Origin of the sequence: Alistipes montrealensis (genome assembly GCF_018362775.1) — a bacterium.
In the GTDB taxonomy this organism is placed as follows: domain Bacteria; phylum Bacteroidota; class Bacteroidia; order Bacteroidales; family Rikenellaceae; genus Alistipes; species Alistipes montrealensis.
Genome location: NZ_JAGYXY010000003.1, coordinates 420,234 through 444,771 on the forward strand (window position 1 = coordinate 420,234; position 24,538 = coordinate 444,771).

Consider the following 24,538-nt stretch of genomic DNA (forward strand, 5'->3'; position numbering starts at 1 on the left):
GAGCTAGTGCCGCCGGGCTTCCAGTCCGACCTCCCGCGTGACACCGATATCTTCGACAAATTTCGCATCGTGGGAGATGACCAGCAGCGTTCCCCGGTAATCGCGGATCGTGGCGGTCAGGATAGCAAGGCTCTGCAAATCGAGGTTGTTGGTCGGTTCGTCGAGCAGGAACAGATCGGGAACATGGTCGGAAATCATCAGACTGCAAAGGTACAGCCGCATTCGTTCACCCCCGCTCAGCACGTTGCAGGGCTTGTCCCAAACCTCCTTCGAAAACAGGGCGCGGTGTAACCGCAGTTTGACCTCATGGTCCGAAAGATTGAGCCGGTTATGCTCCCGGGCCAGTTCCAGCACCGACTGCGGAGTATCGACCCGGCTGTACTCCTGGTCGAGACAAACGTGGGAAAAACCCACCGACTGCACCTCGCCGATTGTAGGCCGCAGTTCCCCGGTCAGCAGTTTCAGCAGCGTCGTCTTACCGCTGCCGTTATCCCCTGCTAGATGGATGCGCTCCCCGCTCCGGATTTCGATATCGAGGGGATTCTCCCAGAGCAGTCCCTCCGCACCATAGCCGAAATTAACGCCCCGGGCCGAAACCAACAATTTCCCGTCGTGCAGCCGCGCATCGTCGAAATCCAGTTTCAAAGCACACGCAGCGGGCTGTTTGAGACGCAGTTCGCCCAATCGCCGCCGGTTTTCCCCGACAATCTCCGCATGCTTCCCCTGCAATCGCGTGGCGGTCCTTTCACCGTCGTCCTTCGCCTTTTTCCGCATGGCACGGGGCAGTTCGGCCTTATTCCTTTCGCCCCGCCGGGAACGTTTTTCCTGTCTTTCACGCACCTCCTGCGCCTTTCTGCGGGCCAGCCGCAAAGCGGTCTCTTCAGCCTCGACCTGCCGGTCTAGAGCCTGTTGTTCGGTCTCTTTGCAGACTTTGTAGAATTCGTAATTACCGCCGTAGAGCCGCAGTCCGCCGGGGGTGAGTTCGCAGGTCGCCTCCATCAGATTCAACAGCGCGATATCATGGCTTACAACCAGCACGGTCGCCCGGGTATCGGCAATGAAGTCGTACAACTGCCGCCGGCCCGCGGCGTCGAGATGATTGGTCGGTTCGTCGAGCAGGACGATCGCCGGACGGTGGACCGAAATTCCGGCCAGAAAGAGTTTCGTTTTCTCGCCGCCGCTCAGCGAATCGACCGAAGCCGCCAGATCCACATCGGGCAGTCCCCACGAACCGAGCGCAGCCCGGCAGCGGGATTCGACCTCCCAGTCATCGGCCAGAATATCATAATGCACACTGTCGCCGCTGCCGTTGCAGATGGCGTGCAGGGCTTCCAGTTTTGCGTCCACACCCAACGCCCGGCCCACGGAGATACCCCTGACACCGACCTGCTGCGGAACGTACCAGGGCGCCGAAGTACAATGGATACTGCCCGAAGAGGCGCCGAACTCCCCGGCGACCAGTTTCAGGAGCGTGGATTTCCCGGTTCCGTTATTCCCGACAACGGAAACCTTCGCGCCCGCGGTCACGGACAGGCTGACATCCTCGAATAAAGTCTGCTGCTGATAGCGGAAAGATACTCCGCTAAGAATAATACTCATAGATGAACAATTAACAGGGCCTTACGGATAAGGCCATTAAACCGATAAACTTTTGGGTCGTCCCATGGTCGGTTTAATCGAAAACCGACACTGTCAATTGTTTATTCTCATCGGAGTACGTTTAGATTCACGGCAAAGGTAACAACTTGATTCCGATTTGCCAAATTTTTTCATTTCCCCGGAAAACAAGTCCCGGCAACAGGACACGGCGGGATTTCGACGCCAAAGAAACGGATGCCGGCCTGACGAAGCAAGCCCCGGACGGAGCATACCGGAGTATGTTCCATTCGGGGCGAACAAGGCAGGGCGAAAGATGCCCTCTGAAATCGGAATTTATTCGTACTGGCCGGACTTCAGGCGCTCCACTTCCTCACGGGTAAGGAACCGCCACGCTCCGCGTTTGAGGTTCTTTTTCGTAAGGCCCGCGTAATAAACGCGGTCGAGCTTGGTCACGGTGTAACCCAGGAATTCGAAGATACGGCGCACGATGCGGTTGCGGCCCGAGTGAATCTCGATGCCCACCTCCTGCTTGTTCTCCTTGACGTAGGATATCTCGTCGGCAAAAATCTCGCCGTCCTCCAGCGTAACGCCTTCGGCGATCTTGTCCATGTCGGCGCGCGTCAAGGGTTTGTCGAGCGTCACCTGGTAAATCTTCTTCTTCTTGTAGGAAGGATGCGTAAGTTGCTTGGTAAGGTCGCCGTCGTTGGTGAACAACAGCAGGCCGAGGCTGTTCTTGTCGAGACGCCCCACCGGGTAGATACGTTCCGTGCAGGCTCCGTCGACCAGTTCCATAACCGTCTTTCCAGCGTGGGGATCATCGAGCGAGGTCACATAGCCTTTGGGCTTGTTCAGCACCAGGTAGACCTTCTTCTCGCCCTGCACGCGGCTGTCGTTGAACTTCACCTCGTCAGTAGGCAGCACCTTGGTTCCCAGTTCGGTGACGATCACGCCGTTGACCGAAACGACGCCTGCCGTGATGAAATCGTCGGCCTCGCGGCGCGAGCAGATGCCCGACTGCGCGATGAAGCGGTTCAGGCGCATCTCGCCCGTCTGCTTCTCGGGATTGAACTTCGGGTAAGGCGCCGGTTTATCGTCGTGCTTCCTGCCGGGTTTGAAAGGTTTGTCGACAAACTTCCGGTCACCGAATTTCCGGTCGCCAAACTTCTTATCGCCGAATTTCTTCTCGCCATAGGGTTTATCGCCGAACTTCTTGGGACCGAACTTCTTCTCGCCGTAGGCAGGTTTGTCGCCGAACTGGCGGCGGGGACGCTCCTCGTCGTTGCGGGGGCGGTCATTATCGCCGAACTGACGGCGCGGGCGGTCGTTATCGTAACGGGGCTTGTCGCCGAACTGGCGGCGCGGGCGTTCCTCGTCATAACGGGGTTTCTCGCCGTCGCCGAACTGGCGGCGCGGACGGTCGTCGTTCTGACGCGGACGGTCGCCGTACTGGCGCGGTTTATCGTCATACTGGCGACGCGAACGGTCGCCCTCTTCACTGCGGGGTTTGTCGCCGAAACGCGGCTTCTCGAAAGCCGGACGGTTGTCGGGCGTAAAATGAGGGTTGTACGAAGCCCGGCGTTCGGGCCTGTTTTCGAAGGACGGTTGCTCCGAATCGGCAGCATCACGCTGCAAACGCGGGCGACGCTCGACACGCTCCGCCGAAGCTGTCACCATGCGCGCGCGTTTATCGCGCCCGAAACGGGTAAGCGCAGGGGTCGAGTCGTTTTTAGGATCTTTCATTGTTTATTCGTCTAATAAATTATCTGGGCCAAGTCGGTGCGAACCGAAAGCAGGACCGAACGTATTCGTATCATGCCGGGGTGCGGCCTGTCTAAGCCGGGTTTTACCCGGCAAAGTTAATCCATTTTTCCAGATTATATCACATAACGTGCCCGATTTCAAACGTTTTGGGAATAATTGGCCCGAAGCGCGACAAAACGACCGGTTTTGCCGTATCTTTACCGAAAATTTATTTTCCAACGACCTGCCGCATTCCGGTAAAAACCGCACGGAACATCATCCGGCGTCCGGTATGGGCAACGACACACGATTCTGCGTCATGAACATGAACCGCGAAATAATGCGCATCGCGCTCCCCAACATCGTCTCGAACATCACCGTACCGCTGATGGGCATCGTATCGACCGCCATCGCCGGACACTGGGGAGCCGACACGGCCGCCACGATCGGCTCGCTGGCCATCGGGGTCTCGATCTTCAACTTCATCTACTGGAACTGCTCGTTCGTGCGCATGGGAACCAGCGGACTTACGGCTCAGGCATTCGGCGCGGGCGATTTCCGCGAGTGTACCAACATGCTCCTCCGCGCGCTGTCGGTGTCGGCGGTGATGGGTGTGCTGATGGTCCTACTGCAATATCCCGTGGGCGAACTGGCCCTGTGGGCGATGAACGGCAGCCAGATGACCCGCGACTACTTCTACGCCCGCATCTGGGCCGTACCCGCAGGCATCGTGCTCTTCGGCTTCAACGGCTGGTTCACGGGTATGCAGAACGCCGTATTCCCGATGCTGACGGCCATCACGGTCAACGTCGTGCACATCCTTTGCAGCCTTTGGTTCGCATTCGGAATGGACATGGGCATCGTGGGCATCGCCTATGCCTCGGTAATCGCCCAATGGACCGGCGTGGCGCTTTCGGGGCTGCTGCTGGCGATCAAATACCGGTCGGTTCTCACAGGAATAAACTGGTCGGAGGTGCTGGACTTCAAACCGCTGAAAACGTTCTTCATCATCAACCGCGACATCATCCTCCGCACGTTCTGCATCGTGGCCGTCTACACCTTCTTCACCGGGGCGTCGGCACGCATGGACAACCCTGCGCTGCTGGCCGTCAACACCCTGCTGCTGCAACTGTTCACGCTCTTTTCCTACATGAACGACGGCTTCGCCTATGCCGCCGAAGCGCTCACAGGGCGTTTCATCGGTGCGCGCGACGGCACGTCGCTGCGCGACTGCCTGCGCCGCTGCATCTTCTGGGGGACAATCGTATCGGTGGCATTCGTGGGGATTTACCTCATCTGGTGGCGCGACCTGGTCGGACTGTTCGTCGACAGCACGGCGGCCAATGCCGGGCAGATGGTCGAACTGGCCGGGCAGTACATCGTCTGGATCATCCTGATCCCGATCGCTTCGGCCATGCCCTTCATCATGGACGGCATCATGGTCGGAGCCACCGAAACCCGCGTCATGCGCGACTCGATGTTCTGGTCCACGGCGGCCTACTTCGCCATCTACTACGCCTGCTACCCGCTGATCGGCAACAACGCACTCTGGCTGGCCTTCACGCTCTACATGTTCCTGCGCGGCGTGCTGCAATACTTCATGACCGATCACCTGAAGACCATCTACAACAAGGTTCCGTAACGATTTTTGCCATGACACTGCCCGAAGAGATGCTCTACATCAAATACGTCCGGCTGAAAGAAGACGCCGAACGCCCCGACGCCTATCCCTACACGGTTCCGGCGCTGGCGAATTTCAGCGAACTGCATTTCCGCTGTCCCGTGACTTTTATCATGGGCGAAAACGGCATGGGCAAATCGACGCTGCTCGAAGCCATCGCCGTCAAGGCCGGATTCAACGCCGAGGGCGGCTCGCGCAATTTCAACTTCGCCACGCGGCCGTCGCATTCGCAACTCTGGGAGCAAATCGTATTGGGACGCGGCCTCACGCCGCGCGACGGCTATTTCCTGCGCGCCGAGAGTTTCTACAACGTGGCGTCGGAACTGGAGCAGATCGCCGACGGGGTGCTCCGCTACTACGGCGACCGCTCGCTCCACCAGCAGTCGCACGGCGAGAGTTTCCTCGCGCTGCTCGAACACCGCCTTTTCGGCAACGGACTTTACATTTTCGACGAGCCCGAATCGGCGCTGTCGCCCGCACGGCAGATGTACCTGCTGTGCCGGATGCGGCAACTCGTCGAACGCGGCTCGCAGTTTATCGTCAGCACCCACTCGCCCATCGTGCTGGCCTACCCCGGGGCCGAAATCTACGAAATAACCGACAGCGGGCTGCGGCTCACCGAGTTGGAGCAGACCTCCCACTACATGCTGATGAAACGCTTCGTCCTCGACCGCGAAAGCCTCCTGCGGCAGATGGACCTCAGCGAAGAGTCATAAAAAAGCCCCGGAAATTCCGGGGCTTTGCATTCCGTCCGTCAGTTGACGAAATCGGTGGACCTCAACGTGGCATAGCGGATATACGACAGCCAGCAGCCGAGCAAAGGGCGCAGGTAGAGATTCGCAAGCGGCTCCCAATCGCCGCGGAACTGCTCCGAACCGGTCTTTTTGGCAAAGACCAGCTCCCAGGGCAGGTAGTCGGCCCGCTCGTCGCGTGTCAGTTCCCGCGACCACTCCACACGCCCCGAACGGTCGGCGCCGGGTCCCGTACATTCGCATTCGGCATAGTAAACGTCGCCCTTGCGGGCCGCGTCGTGCCAGTCGCGCCACCCCTCAGGGCGGATTACGGCGGGGAACTCGCATTTCCACCACACCGTGCGGGCCGTCGATTTCCACGGACGCCCCAGATAGACCTTCGTCACGTCCCCGGCCGCCGTTACGCGGCATTCGTAAAACACGAAACCGTACTTGTTGCGCTCGGTGGTCGAGGCGGCGGTGATGAAACTGTCGGCCTTGCAATGGATTTCACACCCGTCGAAACCGACGATCGAAGGCCCGAAGATGAAATCCGTGGTTCCCTCGATATAGGAATACGTCACGTAGACACGCGAAACATAGCCCCGGGCGAAGAAGGTGTCCTGATCGCCCTCGAGACGGCAACGGTCGATCCAGATGCGGTCGCCGCGGGTTTCAAGCGCCACGGCCTGCCCCACCCGCCCGGCGTCGTTCTCGACCGTAACGTGCTGCAGGAAAACATCGTCCGCCTGCAACGACATCGTGTAGGAATCGTAGGTGGTCATTTCGTAACCGTCGGCGGCCTTTCCCGAATAGTCCCCCCAGACGACACGCACGTCGCCCTGCCCTACGATCGCGACCTTGTCCTTATAGACATCCAACGTCACTTTTTCGCGGTAGGTCCCGGCCATAATCCGCACGGTGCGCCACTCCGCAGGTTTCGACGGCAGGGCGTCGAAGCAGGCCTGAATGGTTCGAAAATCGCCGCCGCCGTTGCAGTCGACGGTATAGACCGTCTCCGCCGAGGCCCAAAGGCCCCGGCAGAGCAGGATCGAAAGCAGCGCCAGCCGTCGCATGGCCTCAGAGCGTTACACCCGTCTTGAAGATGGCGATCTCCTTGAAGCCCGTCTTCTCGTGCCGGAGGTGTTCGCCGTCGGCCGTAGCCAGCACCTTGTCGATGAAACGATCCAGCACGACCTGCGGCTCCTCGTCCTCGACCAGCGTTCCGGCATTGAAGTCGATCCAGTTGGCCTTGAATTCCGCGAGCTGCGTGTTGGTCGAAACCTTCATCGTGGGCACGAACGACCCGAAAGGCGTGCCGCGTCCCGTGGTGAAAAGCACCATTTGACAGCCCGAGAGGGCCAGCGCCGATGCGGCCACGAGGTCGTTGCCCGGGGCTTGCAGGAGGTTCAGACCGGGTTTTAGGATCGGCTGCGCATAGGTCAGCACGTCGACAACCTGCTGCGCTCCGCCCTTCTGCACACAGCCCAGCGACTTCTCTTCCAAAGTCGTGATGCCGCCCTTCTTGTTGCCCGGCGAAGGATTTTCGTAGATCGGCTGGTCGTATTTGCGGAAATAGTGCTTGAAATCGTTGATCAGGCAGACCGTCTCGTCGAAAACCCGGCGGTCCGCGGCGCGGTTCATCAGGATGGTCTCGGCGCCGAACATCTCGGGAACCTCGGTCAGCACCGTCGTGCCGCCCTGGGCGATCAGCCAGTCGGAGAAAAGCCCCACCAGCGGATTGGCCGTGATACCCGAAAAACCGTCCGAACCGCCGCACTTCAAGCCCACCTTGAGGTAAGCGAGCGGAAGCGGCTGACGCTTATCGGATTTCGTCCTTTCGACCAGTTCGCGGCAGATTTCGAAACCGGCCTCGATCTCGTCTTCGACCTCCTGAGCGATCAGGAACTTCACACGCTCGTCGTCCCACTCGCCGATCACCTCTTTGAGGGCCGACACCTGGTTGTTCTCGCATCCGAGGCCCAGCACCAGCACAGCTCCGGCATTGGGGTGCTTCACCAGCGCGGCCAGCGCCCGCTGCGTATTGGCATGGTCGTCGCCCAACTGCGAACAGCCGTAGTTGTGGGTGTATACCCGCACGTCGTCGAGGTGCGAGCAGTCGCACTCGCGCTTCACCCGCTCGGCGATGGCCTGCGCCTGTCCGTTGACACACCCCACCGAAGGCACGATCCACAATTCGTTGCGAATGCCCATCGTGTCGTTGCGTCGCAGGTAGCCCATCACCTTCACGTCGCGCTTCGCGTAGTTCACATCGTAGACTTTCGGCGCATAGGTGTATTCGAGGTCGTCGCGCAGGTTGGTTTTCAGGTTGTGGGAGTGGATCCACCCGCCCTGCGGCACGGCCGCCGTGGCATGACCGATGGGATAGCCGTATTTCACGACGTTCTCGCCCCCGGCGATGTCGCGCAAGGCGAATTTATGGCCGCGGGCAATGTCCTCGCGAAGCGTCACGACAAGACCGTCGACATCGACCGTCTCGCCTTTCGGAAGGTCCGCAAGCGCCACGGCGACGTTGTCCGCAGCATTGATTTTCAGGAATCGTTTCATAGGTTCAGATTATCCAACAGTTAACCGTCGTTTAAACGACGGGGCGGTGAACCGGACCGGGAGCGCCCCGACCGGCCATCGCCCCAAAAAAATCGCTTTTTAAGCGAGGAACTTCTCCAACGCACCTTTCATACCCAGCGCCTCGATGTCGCGGACATAGCCCGCAACGGCCGGAACGAAGCCCGGAACCTCCGAGAAATCGACGGTGAAGATGCCGCTTTTGCCGACGATTTTCGCAATCGCCGCCTCCGGGTCGTTCGAATCCCAGTTCTTGCGGATATACTCCACAAACTCCTTCGTATCGTCGGGTTCGAAACCGCTCTTAGGCCCGTAAAGGGTCATCAGCGCGGCGAAGGTGAAACATTCGCGTTCGGCCAGCTTGTGCGCTTTGAACCAGTTGTCCTTCACGGTCGGATAGTTGCGCGCCTCCCATTTCGACAGCGAGTTGAGCGAAATGGACCGGAGCATGTGCTTGATAAAGGGATTATAAAAACGCTCCAGGATGCCTGCCGCAAACTTCTTCAACTCGTCCTGGTCCTCCTCGATCATCGGAATCACCTCTTCGGCGACCATTTCGTTGACGAAGCATTCGATCGCGGGCGTGTCGAAAGCGTCCATCACCGTCTCGCAGCCCATCTGCAGGGCGATGGGAACCATGCCCGTATGCGAACCGTTCAGGATGCGCACCTTCTTGTCGCGGAACTGCTTGATCGACGGCATGAAGACGACGTGCAGGCCCGCCTTGTCCAACGGAAGTTCCCGCATCACCTCCTTGTAGCCCGGGCCGCCGATGGCCCACAGGTGGTACAGCTCGGCTTTCACCACGAGGTTGTCGTCATAACCGATTTCCTCCTTGATCTGGTCGATCTGCTCGCGCGGGAAACCCGGCACGATGCGGTCGACGAGCGTATCGCAGAAGTGGCAGTTCGTTTCGACCCAGTCGATGAAATCCTGCCCCAGCTTGTGGTATCGGGCGTGTTTGATCACGTATTCGTGCAGCGTCGAACCGTTGTTCTCGATCAGTTCGCAGCAGATGATGCACAGACCCTTCGCCGGATCGCCGTTGAAGTGTTTGAAACGTTTGTACAACAGCGCCGTCATCTTTGCAGGGTACGACTTCGGGGGTTGGGCCCCGAGGTCGTCGCCCTCCTCGTAGCGGATGCCCGCCTCGGTGGTGTTCGAAATGGTGATCTTCAGTTCCGGCGAGAGGAAATACTGTTCGTATTTCGCATAGTCGACGTAGGGGTTGAACGAATCCATCACGCTTTTCACCAGCCGCACGTCCTTCTTGGGCTGTTTGTTCTCAATGCCCTCCAAATAAACATGATACATATTGTCCTGCTTGTGGAGCAGGTCGATCATACCGAGCACCTTGTGTTCGGGGTCGATAATCGGCTGGCAGACAGCGATTCCGGCGTCCATAACGCCTTTTTCATTCGCAATGTCGATCTGCCAGTCGACAAAAGCCCTCAGGAAGTTGCCTTCGCCGAACTGCAGGATACGGACAGGGCGGCCGACCTTTTCGACGGTCGACTTATTGAGTTGTTTGATCATAGCTAATTAATTGTTATTCAACAACAATAGGTCTATACTTCGGAACCAGGGCCTTCATCACGATCCAACCGATCAGATAAGCCACGGCGCAGATACAGAAGACCACGAAATAACCGGCCGGTTTACCTTCGAAGCCCATGTAAGTCATGTTGGTCTCCTCGGCATGTACGAACAGCCAGCCTGCAAACCATTGCAGGATCATCGAGCCGACGCCTCCGGCCATACCGCCGATACCCGTCACGGTAGCGATCGCCGACTTGGGGAACATGTCTCCGATCGTAGAGAAGATATTGGCCGACCACGACTGGTGCGCCGCGCCGCCCAGACCGATCAGGATGATCGGGAACCACGGCGAAATCGTACCCATCGGCTGCGCCAGCAGTACGAGCAGCGGAATGAACGCGAAGATCAGCATGGCACGCATACGTGCGGCATAGGGGTTCAGACCCGTTTTATTGATGATGATCGTCGGGAGCTTGCCGCCGTAGATCGAAAGCATCGTGATGGCGTAGAGCGTAAAGATCAGCGCGATGCCCAGTCCTTCGGAGGTCTTGATTCCGAACTGTGAATTGAGGTACGAAGGCGTCCAGAAAAGGAAGAACCACCACACGCCGTCGGTCATGAACTTACCGAAAGCGAAGGCCCAGGTCTGCTTGAAGCCGAGCGTTTTCCAGAAGGAGATCTTCTCGCCCTCCTGCTCCTTTCCGACGGCTTCGCCGTCGATCACTTCGTGCTGGTCCTGCTCGATGTACTCCAACTCGGCGGCGTTCACCTTCGGATGGTCCGACGGTCTCTTGTACATGAAGACCCAGAAGCCCATCCAGACGAATCCCAGGGCGCCGATGACGATGAAGGCCATCTCCCAGCCCCAGGCCTTGGCCAGCAGCGGAATGGTCAGCGGGGCGAACAGCGCGCCGATCGAAGCTCCGGCGTTGAAAATCGAGGTGGCATAGGCGCGGTCCTTCTTGGGGAAATACTCGGCGGTCACCTTGATGGCTGCGGGGAAGTTGCCCGCCTCACCCAGTGCGAGGATGCAGCGTGCGGCGATGAAGAAATACATGCTGACCATGGCGATGGTCGCGGCGAGGGCCGATCCGGCCTCGACGGCACGCAGCGCGGCAGCATTGGGAAGGCCTACCCACGCCTCGGTGGCGACGCCGCACAAGGCGTGCAGACAGGCGCCTGCCGACCAGACGCCGATAGCCCACAGATAACCCTTCTTGGTCCCCATCCAGTCGATGAAACGGCCGGCGAAGAGCATGCAGAGGGCATAGACGAACGAAAAGATCGAAGTGATCAGGCCGTAGTGGTACTCGTTCCAGTGGAATTCGGGTTTGATAAACTCGTCCCACGTCAGCGAGAGCACCTGACGGTCGAGGTAGTTAACGGTCGTTGCGAAGAAGAGCATCGCACAGATGACCCAGCGATACTGCGTCATCTTCCCAGCGAGAGTCGATTTGTTGTTTGTCATTATCGGATTTTTAAAAGTAGTATCGGGGTTGGGTTAGTCGCAGCGACGGCGTCCGGCGACGGCAATCCGCCGCCGAAAACCCGTCTGCGGATTTACATTCAGCGCACGCGGGCGATTACGTCGAGGGCAAAACGGCACTTTTCAGCAACAGCGTTCCAATCTTTTGCCGCTATAACCTCTTTGGGGAAGAGCTGCGAGCCCATGCCCACGCAGTAAACACCGGCCTTGAACCAGGCCGTGAGGTTCTCCTCGGTGGGTTCGACGGCTCCGGTAGCCATAATATTCGACCACGGCAGCGGGGCTTTGACGTTCTTGACGAACGACGGGCCGCCGACGTTTCCGGCGGGGAAAACCTTCGTCAGGTCGCAACCCAGTTCCTGCGCCTCGCCGATCTCAGTCACCGAGCCGCAGCCGGGCGTATAGGGAACCAGGTGGCGGTTGCAGACTTTGGCCACCTCCGGATTGAGGTAGGGACCCACGACGAAGTTGGCGCCGTACTGCATATAAAGCGCAGCCGTCGGGGCGTCGACGACAGAGCCGATGCCGAGAATCATCTCGGGACACTCCTTCGCGGCGAACTTCACCAACTGGATGAAGACCTCCGAAGCGAAGTCGCCGCGGTTGGTGAACTCGAAAGCGCGCACACCTCCCTCGTAGCAGGCTTTGAGCACCTGCTTGGCCACGTCGGCGTCGGCATGATAAAAAACGGGAACCATGCCGGTACGGCCGATGGCTTCCATGACTTGCATTTTTGAAAAACGTGCCATTATCTTATTACATTTTAATTACCAATCAAATCCATTTTGTCGTCAGGACGAGGCGGATTTCGGTTTTCGCGCCGCAGGACACGGATGGGACATAGTAGCCTATTTCCCATTCGGGGCCTGCAAGGGAAGGCCGAAAGGCGTCCGCCCTCACGGCAAAATCAGCGCTGTACGCGTCCGCTTGCATTACCTCCCGCGAGGCTCTCGACCTCCTCGACCGATACGAGGTTGAAGTCGCCGTTGATCGTATGTTTCAGGGCCGATGCCGCAACGGCGAATTCGAGGGCCTCGCCCTGCGTCGGCTTGGTCAGCAGGCCGTGGATCACACCGCCCGAGAACGAGTCGCCGCCGCCCACGCGGTCGATGATCGGGTCGATGTCGTAACGCTTCGACTCGTAGAACTCCTCTCCGTTGTAGATCATGGCTTTCCAGCCGTTGTGCGTCGCCGAGAACGACTCGCGCAGCGTCGAAATCACATACTTGAAACCGAACGTCGCAGCCATCTGGCGGAAGATGCCCTTGTAGCCTTCGGCATTCGTTTCGCCGCCCTCGACATCGGCGTCGGGTTTGAACCCGAGGCACAGCTCGGCGTCCTCCTCGTTGCCGATACAAACGTCGACGTACTGCATCAGGGGCTTCATGATCGACTGGGCTTTCTCCTTGGTCCAGAGTTTTTTGCGGAAGTTCAGGTCTACGGAGACCGTCACACCGTGACGCTTCGCGGCCTCACAGGCCAGCTTCGTCAGTTCGGCGGCCTTGTCCGAGATCGCGGGGGTGATGCCTGACCAGTGGAACCACTGTGCACCCTCCATGATAGCGTCGAAATCGAAATCGGAGGCTTCGGCCTCGGCGATGGACGAATGCGCCCGGTCGTAGATAACTTTCGAAGGGCGCATCGATGCACCGGTTTCGAGGTAGTAGATACCCACACGGTCGCCGCCGCGGGCGATGAAATCGGTACGGACGCCATATTTGCGCAGTGCGTTGACCGCCGACTGGCCGATCTCGTGCTTCGGAAGCTTCGAAACGAAGTAAGCCTCATGGCCGTAGTTGGCGCACGATACGGCTACGTTGGCCTCGCCGCCGCCATAAACTACGTCGAACGAATCGGACTGAACAAAACGCGTGTTGCCGGGCGTCGAAAGACGCAGCATGATTTCACCTAATGTTACGATTTTCATGGTATTATGATAGCTTAAAAATTGAAATAGTCCTTGGCATTGCGATAGCTGATACCCTCGATGATTTCGCGTCCGATGAAGTCGATTTCGGAAGCGGGCAGCAGGCCGTTCTCGATGTCGTTGCCCACCAAGTTGCACAGCGTGCGGCGGAAATACTCGTGCCGCGGGTACGAAAGGAACGAACGCGAGTCGGTCAGCATACCGACAAAGCGGCTCAAGAGGCCCAGCGTCGAAAGGGCGTTCATCTGTTTCTCCATGCCGTCCTTCTGGTCGAGGAACCACCAGCCCGAGCCGAACTGAATCTTCCCGGCGCCGTAGCGGCCGTCCTGGAAATTGCCGATCATCGTGGCTACGAGTTCGTTGTCGCGGGGATTGAGGTTGTAAATAATAGTCTTCGTAAGGCGGTCGTTGCGGTCGAGCATGTCGAAGAACTTCGACATGGCTTTGCCCACCGTGAAGTCGCCGATCGAGTCGAAGCCCGTATCGGCGCCCAGCCGGCCGAACATGCGGGAATTGTTGTTGCGGATGGCGCCGTAGTGGAACTGCTGGGTCCAGCCCGTCTCATGGTCCATCGTAGCGAACTCGACCATCATGGCGGTCTTGAACTTGAGAATCTCTCCGTGCGTGAGCGCATGTCCGCCGTATACCTTATTAAAAATAGCGTCGATCTCGGCCTGTGTATAATCCTCGGCGTAGAACTCCTCGATGCCATGGTCCGAAAGGCGGCAGCCGACGGATTCGAAGAATTTGTGCCGTACGCGGAGCGCGTCGATCACATCGGCGAATTTCGTAATCGTAACGCCCGAAACCGCCGAAAGTTTCTCCATATAAGCCCGGAAATCGGCCGGAACCTCCACGGCCATCGCCTTGTCGGGACGCCACGTGGGAAGCATTTTGGTCGCAAAACCGTCTTCGCGAACCTTGATATGGTGTTCGAGCGAATCCACGGGATCGTCCGTCGTGCAGACCACCTCGACATTGTAGTGCTGCATCAGGCCGCGGGCATAGTACTCGGGCTGCTGCAACAAGGCGGTACAATGGTCGTAAATCGCACGGGCCGTCGACGGGTTCAGCAAGTCGGTCACGCCGAAAGCCGTCTTCAGCTCCAGGTGGGTCCAGTGGTAGAGCGGGTTGCGCATGGTATAGGGAACCGTCTCGGCCCACTTTTCGAATTTTTCCCAATCGGAAGTATCCTTACCGGTGCAGTATTTCTCATCGACGCCGTTGGTACGCATGGCGCGCCATTTGTAGTGGTCGCCTTCGAGCCAGATTTTCGACAGGTTGTCGAAGCGGTGGTTCTCGGCGACATAGCCGGGAATCAGGTGGCAATGGTAGTCGATAATCGGCATTTTGGCCGCGTGCTCGTGGTAAAGGCGCTCGGCTGTCGGGGTCTGCAACAGGAAGTTGTCGTCGTTGAACTGTTTCATAAATTATATCGCGGGTTTAATTTCTATTCATCGGATACGAACCGTCAAAATGCTCTTTTTCACAACGTAAAAGTAGTAACTTTCCACCACTCGGAATATGAAAAATTACCGAATTAAATAGAATATTTGCCGTTTTGGTTGACCAATATACGGAAAAATTGTAAATTTGCCTACAAACAACGGAAAAACTTCAATTCTAATTTTATGAAAAACCCGATTATGTGGGCTGCAGCCGTCCTGATGGCCTCCTGCACACCCGTTTTAAAGGTCGAAGTCGCCAACACGACCCCGACCGAACGCGACGACGAAACCGTCGAAATCGCCTGGTCCGAAGTCGCCGCGCTCAAAGGCGTGACGCCGGAGAACATCATCGTCCTGAACGACGACAACGAGCAGATTCCCTCGCAGGTCGTCTTCCGCGGCGAAACCGAGCCGCAAGCGCTGATCTTCCAGACCGACGCCGACCCGATGGAGAGCAAGCGTTTCGCCCTCAAGACCGGTAAACGGGAGAACTACCCTGCCGAGGCATTCGGCCGTACGGTTCCCGAACGGTACGACGACTACGCCTGGGAAAACAACAAGGTAGCCTACCGCCTCTACGGTCCGGCGCTCGAAACCTCGCCCGAGAAGCTCATCACCCCGGGTATCGACGTATGGGTGAAGAGCACCGAGAAACTGGTGATCGACGAATGGTACGCCCGGGGCAACTACCACCACAACCACGGCGACGGCATGGATTGCTACAAAGTGGGCGTGACGCTCGGTTCGGGCGCTTCGCTGCCCTTCGTCAACGGCAAATTCTGGATGATGGGCCACAACTACGCCACGGCGCAGACGCTCGACAACGGTCCGATCCGCACCTCGGTGAAGCTGACCTACGCCCCGTTCGACGTGAACGGAACGCCCGTGAGCCTGGTCAAGATCATCTCGCTCGACGCCAACCAGCGTTTCAACCGCATGGACAACATCTATGAGGGTACATTTACCGAAATGCCGATCGCCGCGGGCTTCGTGCGCCACGATGTGAAGCAAATCCTCTCGGGCGAAGGCTGGATGGGCATGCGCGAAGCGGTATCGGACTCGAAGAACCCCGTACGCGACGGCGACATCTTCCTGGGTGTAATCCTGCCCGGCGCCGAGATGCTCACGGACACGCTGGGCCACGCCGTAGCCGTCAAGGCCGTGAAACCCGGTCAGGTGCTGACCTACTACGCCGGTTCGGGCTGGAGCCAGGGCGGTGTGGAAGACATGGACGAATGGACCGAAGAGATCACGCAGGCACAGGCCGCCGTCGTGGCTCCGCTCAAGGTGACGATCCGCAAGTAAAACAGCATATCCATACGCTGCAAGGCAGTTCAAAGCTCCTTCGGGGATTCACAACCGCCGCCTTTGGCGACGGTTGCGGCCGGAAAAACCGGAAAGCGGGATGAAAACCCTTGCAGGCTTTGCGAAACAACGCGATTTCTTCTGAAAAGTCCGGTCCAACGACCGGGCTTTTTTCGTACTTTTGTAAGACCTACCACAAAAAAATTATGAACAAACAAAAGATCGTTACTTTCGGGGAAATCATGATGCGGCTCACACCGCCCGACTACCTGCGTTTCAACCAAACCAACCTCTTCCGCGCCAGCTACGGCGGAAGCGAAGCCAACGTCGCCGTATCGCTGGCCAACTTCGGCCTCGACAGCGAATTCATCACCCGCCTGCCGGACAACCGGGTGGCCGACGCCTGTATCGACGACCTGCGCCGCTACGGCGTCGCCACGGACGGCATCCTGCGCGGCGGAAAGCGGCTGGGGCTTTACTATATGGAAGAAGCCGCTGCGATGCGTTCGTCGCACGTGGTCTACGACCGTGCCGACTCGGCCTTCGACACCCTGCAGCCGGGAATGGTCAACTGGACCGCGATTTTCCGCGACGCGGCCTGGTTCCACTGGTCGGGAATTTCGGCCGCGGTGAGCGCCGACACGGCTGCCGTATGCGCCGAGGCGATTGCAGCGGCTCGTGCGGCAGGGCTCACCGTCTCGTGCGACATCAACTACCGCAAAAACCTCTGGAAATACGGCAAGGAGCCGCAGGAGGTACTGCCGCCGCTGATGGAGCAGTGCGACGTTTTCTTCGGCACGGACGACGAATACGAAAAGGTGCTCGGCATGCAGTTACCGCAGTTCGCGGCCCGCGACGCCGCCTACCAACTCGACACGGCTGGCTACGAACGCGCCTCGGCCGAAGTTGCGGCGCGTTTCCCCCGCTGCCGGGGTATCGTCTTCGGGCTGCGCAGCGTCCTGAGCGCCAACCATCACCTGATCTCGGGAACGCTTTACACAGGCGGGCAGTTGCTCTCCACGCGCGTCTACGACATCGACCCCGTCGTCGACTGTGTCGGCGTGGGCGACGCGTTCGTGGGCGGACTGATTTACGGAATGGCCGTACATCCCGGCGACATGCAGTTTGCACTGGACTTCGGGACTGCGGCCTGTGCGCTGAAAAACACCGTACCGGGCGACTACAACCAGTTCTCGGCTTCGGAGGTCGAGCAGTTGGCCCGCGGCTCCGTCTCGGGCCGCATCACCCGCTAACCCGCCTAAGAGGCGGGACTCAGGAGGCGCAGGCAAGGTTATTCCGCTAACAATCCGGTTCTGCGCCCGGTCGCTTAAAAGACAGGATTTAGAAAGCGCAGGCAAAGTTCTCCTGCTAAAAAGCCGCTCCTGCTCCCGGCCGGCTCAGAAAGCGGAGGTCAAAGGAGAAAGCGCAGTCGGCCTCTTCCCCGAACCCGATCCCGCCCCGTCCGTTTAAACACAAAAAAGCCAGGCTTTCCAGCCTGGCTTTTTCAATTCACTGCCGAACGTTCGGCAGCGCGACTCCGTTCAAAAGCGGGAAAATCGGTCACCCTGAATCCCGCTTCTCATGCGGATTATTCGATACCCTTCACCTGCTTGTAAAGTGCATTGTAGGTGTTGTACTTGTCCATGATACCGGGTTCGTCGCGCAGACGGAAGCAAATGGACTTGAGGAACTCCAGCGTGTCGACATCGTCGGGCTTGATCTGGTGGGCCTTCTCGAACCAGGGGATAGCGGCCATATAAACGTCGTTAACGCCTTTCAGGTCGGCATCGTACACCGACTGGCTGCTATACTGCTTCTCGTTCATCTCCTTGTTGAGTCCGTCGCCCTTGATCGTGTAGAAAACTCCGAGGTAATAGTTACCCTCGAACAGATCGGGTTTCAGCTCGACAACCTTCTTGAACGAATCGATGCTCTGGTCGTAGTCCTTCAGCGCGTAGAAGATACGGCCGCGGCCGAACCACAGGTCGACGTTCGACGGGTTGTCCTGGATAGCCTTGTCGATCAGCGCGATAAGGTCGGCGGGGTCGCCGATGCCCTGCTCCGAGGTGTAGAGCTGCATCAGGCCGTCGAGGATACGCTCGTTCTTCGGGAACTTCTCGATACCGGTCAGCAGTACGTCCTTCGCCTTCATGATATTGGCCTTGTCGGCCTCCTTCTGGCCGTAGAGGCAGTGGAAGAGGTAGTAGTAGATATTACCTTCCTCGTCGGCGTAACCCAGGTCGATGGCCTTGGTCAGGTACTCGCCGCCACGGACAAACGATTTGGGATTGTTCGCTCCGTCGACGGTCAGCAGGTAGCCGGCATAGTAAAGCAGCGCGGGATCGGCCTTCTCGTAAGCCGGGCTGGACTGCGCTTCGAAAGCCGTCACATAAGCGTCGGCAGCCTCGACATAGTTGCCCGAGTCGATACCGACGTTGCCGACCTGCGAGCAGAAATCGCTGATCTGTTTCAGCCCCTCCTTGACCTTGTCAGCCGTCTTGGGATCGAGTTCGTAAGCCTTGTTATAAGCCTCGATGGCCTTCTTGGGAGCGTCTTTCATCACCCACTTGGTCTGCTTCCACGTCACAACCTTGTTGTCCTTGATGTAAGCCGTGAAATAGGGATAAACCCAGGCGTCGTACTCCGTGCCGTTGAGCGTCGCCTTGTCCGTCGACTTGGCTTCACCGACAGCGAGCTTCAGCATCGAAGGCTCCATGTTGACGAAGATGCTCTTCGTCGGCTCCACGGCCACTTCATAAAAAGCCTTGCCGCGGGCGAGCCACGTTGCGGCCTTCGTCGCTTTCTTTTCGTTGGCGATGTCGGCATCGCTCTTTTCGATCTTGGCGAGAAGGGCTTCCTTGTTCACTTTCTGGGCCTGCACGGCGGGAACTGCCACGAGCAGCGCCGCGAGAGCCGTCAAAATCGTTTTCTTCATAGTAAACTGAAATTTTAAAGTTTTTAATGTTCTACAAATCTTTTCTACTCTTCCGCGGGCAGGGTCGTCGTGGGGGTTTCGGTTCCCGTTTCAGCGCCCTCCGCGGACTGCACTTCTTCCTCTTCCCCGGCTGCCGGCACGGCCATCACCGAAGCAATGGCGTCGCCCTCGCGGAGGTTGATGATACGCACGCCCTGCGTAGCGCGGCCCGCGAGGCGGATCTGGCTGACAGCGATGCGTATGGTGAGTCCCGAACGGTTGATGATCATCAGGTCGTTTTCGTCGGTAACGGCCTGGATCGATATGAGTTTGCCTGTTTTCTCCGTAATGTTGATGGTCTTCACACCCTTTCCGCCACGGTTGGTAATACGGTATTCGTCCAGATCGGTACGCTTGCCGTAGCCGTTCTCGCTCAATACCAGTACATCCTGTTTCGAATCGGGTTCCACACAGATCATGCCGACCACCTCGTCCGACTCCTCGATCGAGATACCGCGAACACCGGCGCCGACACGTCCGATCGGGCGCACCGTCGACTCGTTAAAGCGGATGGCCTTGCCGTCCTTGGCGGCGATCATCACCTCGGCGTTGCCGCTGGTGAGCTTGGCCTCGATCAACTGGTCGCCCTCGCGGATGACGATGGCGTTGACACCGTTCTGACGCGGACGCGAGTAAGCCTCCAGCTTGGTCTTCTTGATCGTACCGTCCTTGGTACACATGATGATGTAGTTGTTGTTCACATACTCAGCATCGGCCAGACTCTTGACGTTGATGTAGGCGCGGACCTTGTCGTCCGGCTCGATCTGGATGACGTTTTGGATGGCGCGGCCCTTCGACGAGCGCGCTCCCTCGGGAATCTCGTAGACCTTGAGCCAGAAGCAGCGGCCCTTCTCCGTGAAGAAAAGCATCGTATTGTGCATCGAGGCCACGTAGATGTGCTCGATGAAGTCCTCGTCGCGCGTAGCGCTGCCCTTGGCCCCCACGCCGCCGCGGTTCTGCGTACGGTATTCGGCCAGCGGCGTGCGCTTGATGTAGCCCATGTGCGAAATGGTGATCACCATATCGTCGTCGGCGTAGAAATCCTCGGGGTTGAACTCCTCCGAAGCGTAGACGATTTCGGAGCGGCGTTCGTCGCCGTATTTCTCCTTCATCTCCAGCAACTCGTCCTTGATGATCTGCATCTGCATGCCGACGTTGGCCAGCACCTCCGTGAGGTGGGCGATCAGCTTCTCCAGTTCGTCGCGCTCGGCGATCAGCTTGCCTCTTTCGAGGCCCGTCAGGGCGCGCAGGCGCATTTCGATGATGGCCGAAGCCTGGATATCCGACAGGTCGAAACGCTCGATCATCGTCTGCTTGGCGGCGTCGGGCGTCTGCGAAGCGCGGATGATGCGCACGATCTCGTCGATGTTGTCCTGCGCGATCAGCAGACCCAGCACGATGTGCAGGCGCTCCTCGGCCTTGCGCTTGTCGAAGCGCGTGCGGCGCACGACAACGTCGTGGCGGTGCTCGATGAAGTATTTGATCAAATCGCGCATCGGCAGCATCTGCGGCCGGCCGTTGACCAGCGCGATGTTGTTCACGGCGAACGACGTTTGCAGCGGCGTATTCTTGAACAAGGTGTTCAGCACCACGCTCGCAACGGCGTCGTGCTTGAGGATGATGATGATTCGCAGGCCGTTGCGGTCCGACTCGTCGTTGATATAGGAGATGCCTTCGATCTTCTTGTCGTTGATCATGTCGGCGATCTTCTTGATCATCTCGGCCTTGTTGATCATGTAGGGAATCTCCGTGATGACGATGCACTCGCGGCCGGTCGGCGTAAGCTCGATGTCGGTCTTGGCGCGCATCATCACACGGCCGCGGCCCGTCAGCATCGCCTCCTTCACACCCTCGTAGCCGTAGATGATACCGCCCGTGGGGAAGTCGGGACCTTTGACGAAATGCAGCAGCTCCTCGCCCGTGATCTCCGGGTTGTCGATGTAGGCGCAGCAGGCGTCCACCACCTCCGAGAGGTTGTGCGGAGCCATGTTCGTAGCCATACCCACGGCGATACCGCTGGCGCCGTTGACGATCAGCAGCGGAATTTTCGTAGGCAGGACCGTAGGTTCGGGGATCGTATCGTCGAAGTTGAGCGTCCAGTCGACCGTTTCCTTGTCAATGTCGGCCATTACTTCGTCCGTGATTTTCTTCATGCGGGCTTCGGTGTAACGCATGGCAGCCGGCGAGTCGCCGTCCATCGAACCGAAGTTACCCTGGCCGTCGACCAGCGGATAACGCATCGACCAGTCCTGCGCCAGGCGGACCATCGCGTCGTAGACCGACGAGTCGCCGTGGGGGTGGAACTTACCGAGCACGTCACCGACGATACGGGCGGACTTACGGGTGGGTTTGTCGGAGTAGAGGTTGAGCTCCGCGCTCATATCGTAGAGGATGCGGCGGTGCACGGGTTTCATACCGTCGCGCACGTCAGGCAGTGCTCGCGACACGATGACCGACATCGAGTAATCGATGTACGCCGACTTCATCTGCTCTTCGATATTGATGGGGATGATACGTCCCGTCAAACCGGCATTCTTTTCTTCTTCAGTTAACATTATTTCCTTATTAAAGCTCGTTTGTTTTCTTCACAGCGGCCAATGCTGCCGACCGCTTTTGCCGCGGCATTCCGCCGCATTTGCAAATCCGACCCCAGTCCGAGCCCTTCCCCGGGAATGACTCGTCGCACGCAGCCGGGATTACCTGCCGGAATCCTCCGGAGTGCTTCCCGACCTCTCGTTCTGCAGGTCTTTTAACGAACAAAAATACGATTTATTTTCGATCTGAGCAACTCTACGGCGATAAATCTGCGTCATGCGCACGATATTTTCGGCGACGCACCCCGTTTTTGCCCCTTTTCCGGCGATCTGACGCCTTTAAAAAAATCGTCCGGCAGACTGACGGGCAAACACAGGGCTGCGGAGACGGGAAAGTCCGGCCGCAGCCGGACTTTCCGAACTTCATCCGGCATCGGAGGCGGCAACCCAGAGCCGCGAATGCCTGAAGTCGAAAATCACGCGGAACCGCTCGAAGAAAGGCAGCCCGAGGAAAGCGTCGCCGGGAAGCCGCATCGGGGTTTCGAGCAACAAGACCGGCAGGCCGGTAAAGCCGTAAGCGCCCATGAAAACGGTTTCGGCGGGTTGCAGCACCCGCATCCTCTTGCCTGCGGGGGTTACGGCATCCTGCTTCGCAATACGCGACCGGGCGACGAACCGCTTCACTTCGGGCCGATAGGCGAACAGGGCCAGCAGCGTGGCGTTGCCCAGGTCCACGACCAGCCGCACCGGGGCCTCGGTGCGACGGCCGCGGGCGTTGACGAGCGTCAGCGAACCGGCCACGCAATACATACCCGTCCGCTCGTCACGCGTCATGTCATAGGCCGTCCATTCTCCGCCGGGCGCGGGAAGCTCATCCCCGGCGAGCATCCGCAGGCTCCCGCCGCGCATGTCGAGGCCGAAGATGCCGGGCCGGGACACACTGTCGGAGGTGAAATGATTCAGCGGATAGAGCATCTCCGCGCTGTGCTTCCCCAAATCGACCACATAGGTGTCGCGCAGGCTCCGCGAAAGACCGGCGGAAAGGCCCGGCCCCAATTTATAGGAGGCGGTATAGAGGACACCGGCCGCCATGCGGAAACGCACCGGACGGTCCAGTTTTTCGGGATGGAAAAGGTCGGGATGCGACCACACGAGCGCACTGTCGATCAACGGAAAGGAAATTCCCGATTCGAGCATGATCCGCACCGGAAGCGAATCCTGCAACAACGCCTCGGTATAAAGATGCCCCCGGTGGCGGGTCAGCGGCAGCGTCTGCTGCGCCTGTGCGGGAAATGCCGCAAATAACAGGCAGGCCGCCGCACAGAGCCGGCCGAAGCGGCCCCGGACGGCGGAAAACGATGGTTTCAGCGTCTTCATAACTAATTCCGGTTTTCAATTTCCGGCAGGCAGGGCCGTCGGAAAATTATTTCAGGCGGTAGAACCATTTACCCCGCAGGCCGAGGCCAAGCACCGCCGGCAGGAACCACCGGTCGGCAAAAGCCCGGAGATAGCGCAGGCGAAGCATCGTGCCGCCGCGGACGCGTTCCAGACAGCGGTAATAGGCGATCCGGAAAGGATGTTTGCAGTCCGGGTCCCAGGGCTTGGGTTTCCACGTATAATGGAGCACCACGGGGTGCAGCAGCGTCCGGCGCAACGTCCGGTCGTAACCGAGCCGTTTCAGGACGCAGCGATGGTAAAACGCCTCTTCGACATTCCATTTGCAGTCGAGATGCAGGCATTTGGCGTGAAACAACGCATTGAGCACATCCTGGTCGTGGGCGACGATGCGGTCGTAATTCGCAGCAATGTAATCGAAAAACAGGTTCACAGAGTCGATCCGGCGCCAGTAGGCGAGGTTGACGAGCAGCACCCCGGCATTGAAATAGCCATACTGCGGATCGTAGCCCAGCCGTTCATAGACATCCGGACGGGAACACCCCATCTCCTCCACGGCAGCGAGTGCGTAACCGTCCAGCGGCGTTTCCAGCAGTTCGCGGAGCGAGCCCTCGATCACGATGTCGCAATCGAGATAAAGCACCTTGTCGATCTCCTGCGGCAGGATTTCAGCCATCAGCAGGCGGTTATAAGTCGCCAGCGAGAGGTGGTCGGTCGGCCTGATCGGGCATTTTTTCAGCAGGGCGGGATCGATCGGATAGACCCGGAAACGGCCGCCGAAGGAGCGGACCGCCTCCCCGATCGACGCGATGCCCGCATCGGACATGCTGTCCGACAAAAGGTGGACCGTAATGTCCTCCCCGCGGTTTTTCAGAAACAGCGAGGTCAGCATCACGGTGCAATGCTCTACGTAATTGGTATCGGCGGCGCAAACGATGTCCATATTCTCAGCGGAAATCGATAAATTCGTAACCCTTATAAGCGGCCTTGTCGAAGGGCCGGACATGCCCCGTGAGCGGCGCGACCTCCAGGACCTTTACCAGCACCTGCTCGCCGTCGTAGTCGTACGAAAGCGAGAGGGGGCGCATCGTGTCGGTCGAGACCGTCAGCGTCACGTTGCCCGCCGGGGAGTCGTTCCCGGCAGCAGGCGTCAGCCGCACTACGGCACGGCCTCCGGCCTCGGAGACGAGCGACGGCACGTATTCGCTGCCCAGGAAATCGAAGGCCCGGACCGGATTGTTCAGGATATTGCGGCTCGTGGTGTCGACCTCCGTAACAGTCACTTCACGGCGGCGGTTGTCGATCTCGTAGCGAACCCCGCCGTCGGCGAACACCTCGGCGTCGCCCAGTGCGAGGTAATAACCCTCCCCTTCGACGACATAGCTGCCGCGGGCCTCATAGTCACCCGAGGAGACCTCGAAATTCACGCCATAGCCGTTCATGGCCCGGAAACCCGCCGCGAGGCGTTCGAGTATCTCCGTGGCGCGAGACTCTGCCGCCCTGCTTTGCGGCATGCCGCAAAACAAGGCGGCAATGAAAAATGAAAAATGAAAAATGAAAAATTTTCTTTTCCCAATATGCTGTCGAAAGCCA

18 protein-coding genes are annotated in these 24,538 nt (G+C 58.7%); 4 read left to right on the top strand and 14 right to left on the bottom strand.

From position 1 onward, the window contains the following. Nucleotides 1-3: 3 nt before the first annotated feature. Entirely contained in the window at nucleotides 4-1,599 is a 1,596-nt protein-coding gene (locus tag KG007_RS07940; protein WP_213348028.1) for an ABC-F family ATP-binding cassette domain-containing protein, read from the bottom strand. A gap of 333 nt (nucleotides 1,600-1,932) precedes the next feature. Further along, on the bottom strand, nucleotides 1,933-3,339 hold the full coding sequence (locus KG007_RS07945) for a pseudouridine synthase (protein WP_213348030.1): 1,407 nt from the start codon (nucleotides 3,337-3,339) through the stop codon (nucleotides 1,933-1,935). Nucleotides 3,340-3,658: 319 nt separating this feature from the next. Here KG007_RS07945 and KG007_RS07950 point away from each other — a divergent pair, with 319 nt between their 5' ends. After that, complete coding sequence (locus KG007_RS07950; protein WP_213348318.1) at nucleotides 3,659-4,981, top strand: MATE family efflux transporter; 1,323 nt, start codon at nucleotides 3,659-3,661, stop codon at nucleotides 4,979-4,981. An 11-nt stretch (nucleotides 4,982-4,992) separates the two neighbouring features. Further along, a complete protein-coding gene (locus KG007_RS07955) occupies nucleotides 4,993-5,736 on the top strand; it encodes an AAA family ATPase (protein WP_195460806.1) in 744 nt (247 codons plus the stop codon). A 38-nt stretch (nucleotides 5,737-5,774) separates the two neighbouring features. Here the strand turns inward: KG007_RS07955 and KG007_RS07960 are convergent, their stop codons facing one another. The 7 genes from KG007_RS07960 to uxaC all read right to left on the bottom strand — a co-directional run bounded on the left by KG007_RS07960 (nucleotide 5,775) and on the right by uxaC (nucleotide 14,716). Further along, nucleotides 5,775-6,827 carry a pectinesterase family protein gene (locus KG007_RS07960; protein ID WP_195460807.1) on the bottom strand — a complete coding sequence of 351 codons (1,053 nt, stop codon included), beginning with the start codon at nucleotides 6,825-6,827 and terminating at the stop codon, nucleotides 5,775-5,777. A 4-nt stretch (nucleotides 6,828-6,831) separates the two neighbouring features. Continuing rightward, nucleotides 6,832-8,319 (bottom strand): UxaA family hydrolase, encoded by a 1,488-nt coding sequence (locus tag KG007_RS07965; protein WP_195460808.1) that lies wholly within the window; start codon nucleotides 8,317-8,319, stop codon nucleotides 6,832-6,834. A 99-nt stretch (nucleotides 8,320-8,418) separates the two neighbouring features. Beyond that, nucleotides 8,419-9,873, bottom strand: coding sequence for a tagaturonate reductase (locus KG007_RS07970; protein ID WP_195460809.1), 1,455 nt, complete (start codon nucleotides 9,871-9,873; stop codon nucleotides 8,419-8,421). A 13-nt stretch (nucleotides 9,874-9,886) separates the two neighbouring features. Next, complete coding sequence (locus tag KG007_RS07975) at nucleotides 9,887-11,311, bottom strand: MFS transporter (protein ID WP_394369666.1); 1,425 nt, start codon at nucleotides 11,309-11,311, stop codon at nucleotides 9,887-9,889. 131 nt (nucleotides 11,312-11,442) lie between these two features. Next, nucleotides 11,443-12,111: a bifunctional 4-hydroxy-2-oxoglutarate aldolase/2-dehydro-3-deoxy-phosphogluconate aldolase gene (locus KG007_RS07980; RefSeq protein WP_195460811.1), complete on the bottom strand. Its 669-nt coding sequence runs from the start codon at nucleotides 12,109-12,111 to the stop codon at nucleotides 11,443-11,445. A gap of 158 nt (nucleotides 12,112-12,269) precedes the next feature. Beyond that, nucleotides 12,270-13,289, bottom strand: coding sequence for a sugar kinase (locus KG007_RS07985; protein WP_195460812.1), 1,020 nt, complete (start codon nucleotides 13,287-13,289; stop codon nucleotides 12,270-12,272). Between the two features lie 14 nt (nucleotides 13,290-13,303). Continuing rightward, a complete protein-coding gene (gene uxaC / locus KG007_RS07990) occupies nucleotides 13,304-14,716 on the bottom strand; it encodes a glucuronate isomerase (protein ID WP_213348032.1) in 1,413 nt (470 codons plus the stop codon). A gap of 204 nt (nucleotides 14,717-14,920) precedes the next feature. Here uxaC and KG007_RS07995 point away from each other — a divergent pair, with 204 nt between their 5' ends. Continuing rightward, the gene (locus KG007_RS07995; RefSeq protein WP_213348034.1) at nucleotides 14,921-16,042 is read left to right on the top strand and encodes a DUF4861 family protein; all 1,122 of its coding nucleotides are present in this window, start codon (nucleotides 14,921-14,923) and stop codon (nucleotides 16,040-16,042) included. A 206-nt stretch (nucleotides 16,043-16,248) separates the two neighbouring features. Next, the gene (locus KG007_RS08000) at nucleotides 16,249-17,295 is read left to right on the top strand and encodes a sugar kinase (protein ID WP_213348036.1); all 1,047 of its coding nucleotides are present in this window, start codon (nucleotides 16,249-16,251) and stop codon (nucleotides 17,293-17,295) included. A gap of 335 nt (nucleotides 17,296-17,630) precedes the next feature. On the opposite strand, the gene KG007_RS08005 is transcribed toward KG007_RS08000, so the two are convergent. The 5 genes from KG007_RS08005 to KG007_RS08025 all read right to left on the bottom strand — a co-directional run bounded on the left by KG007_RS08005 (nucleotide 17,631) and on the right by KG007_RS08025 (nucleotide 24,459). Further along, entirely contained in the window at nucleotides 17,631-18,977 is a 1,347-nt protein-coding gene (locus tag KG007_RS08005; protein ID WP_213348038.1) for a tetratricopeptide repeat protein, read from the bottom strand. Nucleotides 18,978-19,021: 44 nt separating this feature from the next. Continuing rightward, entirely contained in the window at nucleotides 19,022-21,571 is a 2,550-nt protein-coding gene (gene gyrA / locus KG007_RS08010; RefSeq protein WP_195460817.1) for a DNA gyrase subunit A, read from the bottom strand. 402 nt (nucleotides 21,572-21,973) lie between these two features. After that, on the bottom strand, nucleotides 21,974-22,927 hold the full coding sequence (locus tag KG007_RS08015; RefSeq protein WP_213348040.1) for a hypothetical protein: 954 nt from the start codon (nucleotides 22,925-22,927) through the stop codon (nucleotides 21,974-21,976). A 46-nt stretch (nucleotides 22,928-22,973) separates the two neighbouring features. Beyond that, entirely contained in the window at nucleotides 22,974-23,888 is a 915-nt protein-coding gene (locus tag KG007_RS08020; RefSeq protein WP_213348041.1) for a glycosyltransferase family 8 protein, read from the bottom strand. A gap of 4 nt (nucleotides 23,889-23,892) precedes the next feature. Next, a complete protein-coding gene (locus KG007_RS08025; RefSeq protein WP_249413279.1) occupies nucleotides 23,893-24,459 on the bottom strand; it encodes a LolA family protein in 567 nt (188 codons plus the stop codon). Nucleotides 24,460-24,538: the final 79 nt, after the last annotated feature.

Excerpts from the sequence above, each read along its gene's own strand:
- KG007_RS07940 (WP_213348028.1), bottom strand. The coding sequence starts at position 1,599 with ATGAGTATTATTCTTAGCGGAGTATCTTTCCGCTATCAGCAGCAGACT.
- KG007_RS07945 (WP_213348030.1), bottom strand. The coding sequence starts at position 3,339 with ATGAAAGATCCTAAAAACGACTCGACCCCTGCGCTTACCCGTTTCGGG.
- KG007_RS07950 (WP_213348318.1), top strand. The coding sequence starts at position 3,659 with ATGAACATGAACCGCGAAATAATGCGCATCGCGCTCCCCAACATCGTC.
- KG007_RS07955 (WP_195460806.1), top strand. The coding sequence starts at position 4,993 with ATGACACTGCCCGAAGAGATGCTCTACATCAAATACGTCCGGCTGAAA.
- KG007_RS07960 (WP_195460807.1), bottom strand. The coding sequence starts at position 6,827 with ATGCGACGGCTGGCGCTGCTTTCGATCCTGCTCTGCCGGGGCCTTTGG.
- KG007_RS07965 (WP_195460808.1), bottom strand. The coding sequence starts at position 8,319 with ATGAAACGATTCCTGAAAATCAATGCTGCGGACAACGTCGCCGTGGCG.
- KG007_RS07970 (WP_195460809.1), bottom strand. The coding sequence starts at position 9,873 with ATGATCAAACAACTCAATAAGTCGACCGTCGAAAAGGTCGGCCGCCCT.
- KG007_RS07975 (WP_394369666.1), bottom strand. The coding sequence starts at position 11,311 with ATGACGCAGTATCGCTGGGTCATCTGTGCGATGCTCTTCTTCGCAACG.
- KG007_RS07980 (WP_195460811.1), bottom strand. The coding sequence starts at position 12,111 with ATGGCACGTTTTTCAAAAATGCAAGTCATGGAAGCCATCGGCCGTACC.
- KG007_RS07985 (WP_195460812.1), bottom strand. The coding sequence starts at position 13,289 with ATGAAAATCGTAACATTAGGTGAAATCATGCTGCGTCTTTCGACGCCC.
- uxaC (WP_213348032.1), bottom strand. The coding sequence starts at position 14,716 with ATGAAACAGTTCAACGACGACAACTTCCTGTTGCAGACCCCGACAGCC.
- KG007_RS07995 (WP_213348034.1), top strand. The coding sequence starts at position 14,921 with ATGAAAAACCCGATTATGTGGGCTGCAGCCGTCCTGATGGCCTCCTGC.
- KG007_RS08000 (WP_213348036.1), top strand. The coding sequence starts at position 16,249 with ATGAACAAACAAAAGATCGTTACTTTCGGGGAAATCATGATGCGGCTC.
- KG007_RS08005 (WP_213348038.1), bottom strand. The coding sequence starts at position 18,977 with ATGAAGAAAACGATTTTGACGGCTCTCGCGGCGCTGCTCGTGGCAGTT.
- gyrA (WP_195460817.1), bottom strand. The coding sequence starts at position 21,571 with ATGTTAACTGAAGAAGAAAAGAATGCCGGTTTGACGGGACGTATCATC.
- KG007_RS08015 (WP_213348040.1), bottom strand. The coding sequence starts at position 22,927 with ATGAAGACGCTGAAACCATCGTTTTCCGCCGTCCGGGGCCGCTTCGGC.
- KG007_RS08020 (WP_213348041.1), bottom strand. The coding sequence starts at position 23,888 with ATGGACATCGTTTGCGCCGCCGATACCAATTACGTAGAGCATTGCACC.
- KG007_RS08025 (WP_249413279.1), bottom strand. The coding sequence starts at position 24,459 with ATGCCGCAAAGCAGGGCGGCAGAGTCTCGCGCCACGGAGATACTCGAA.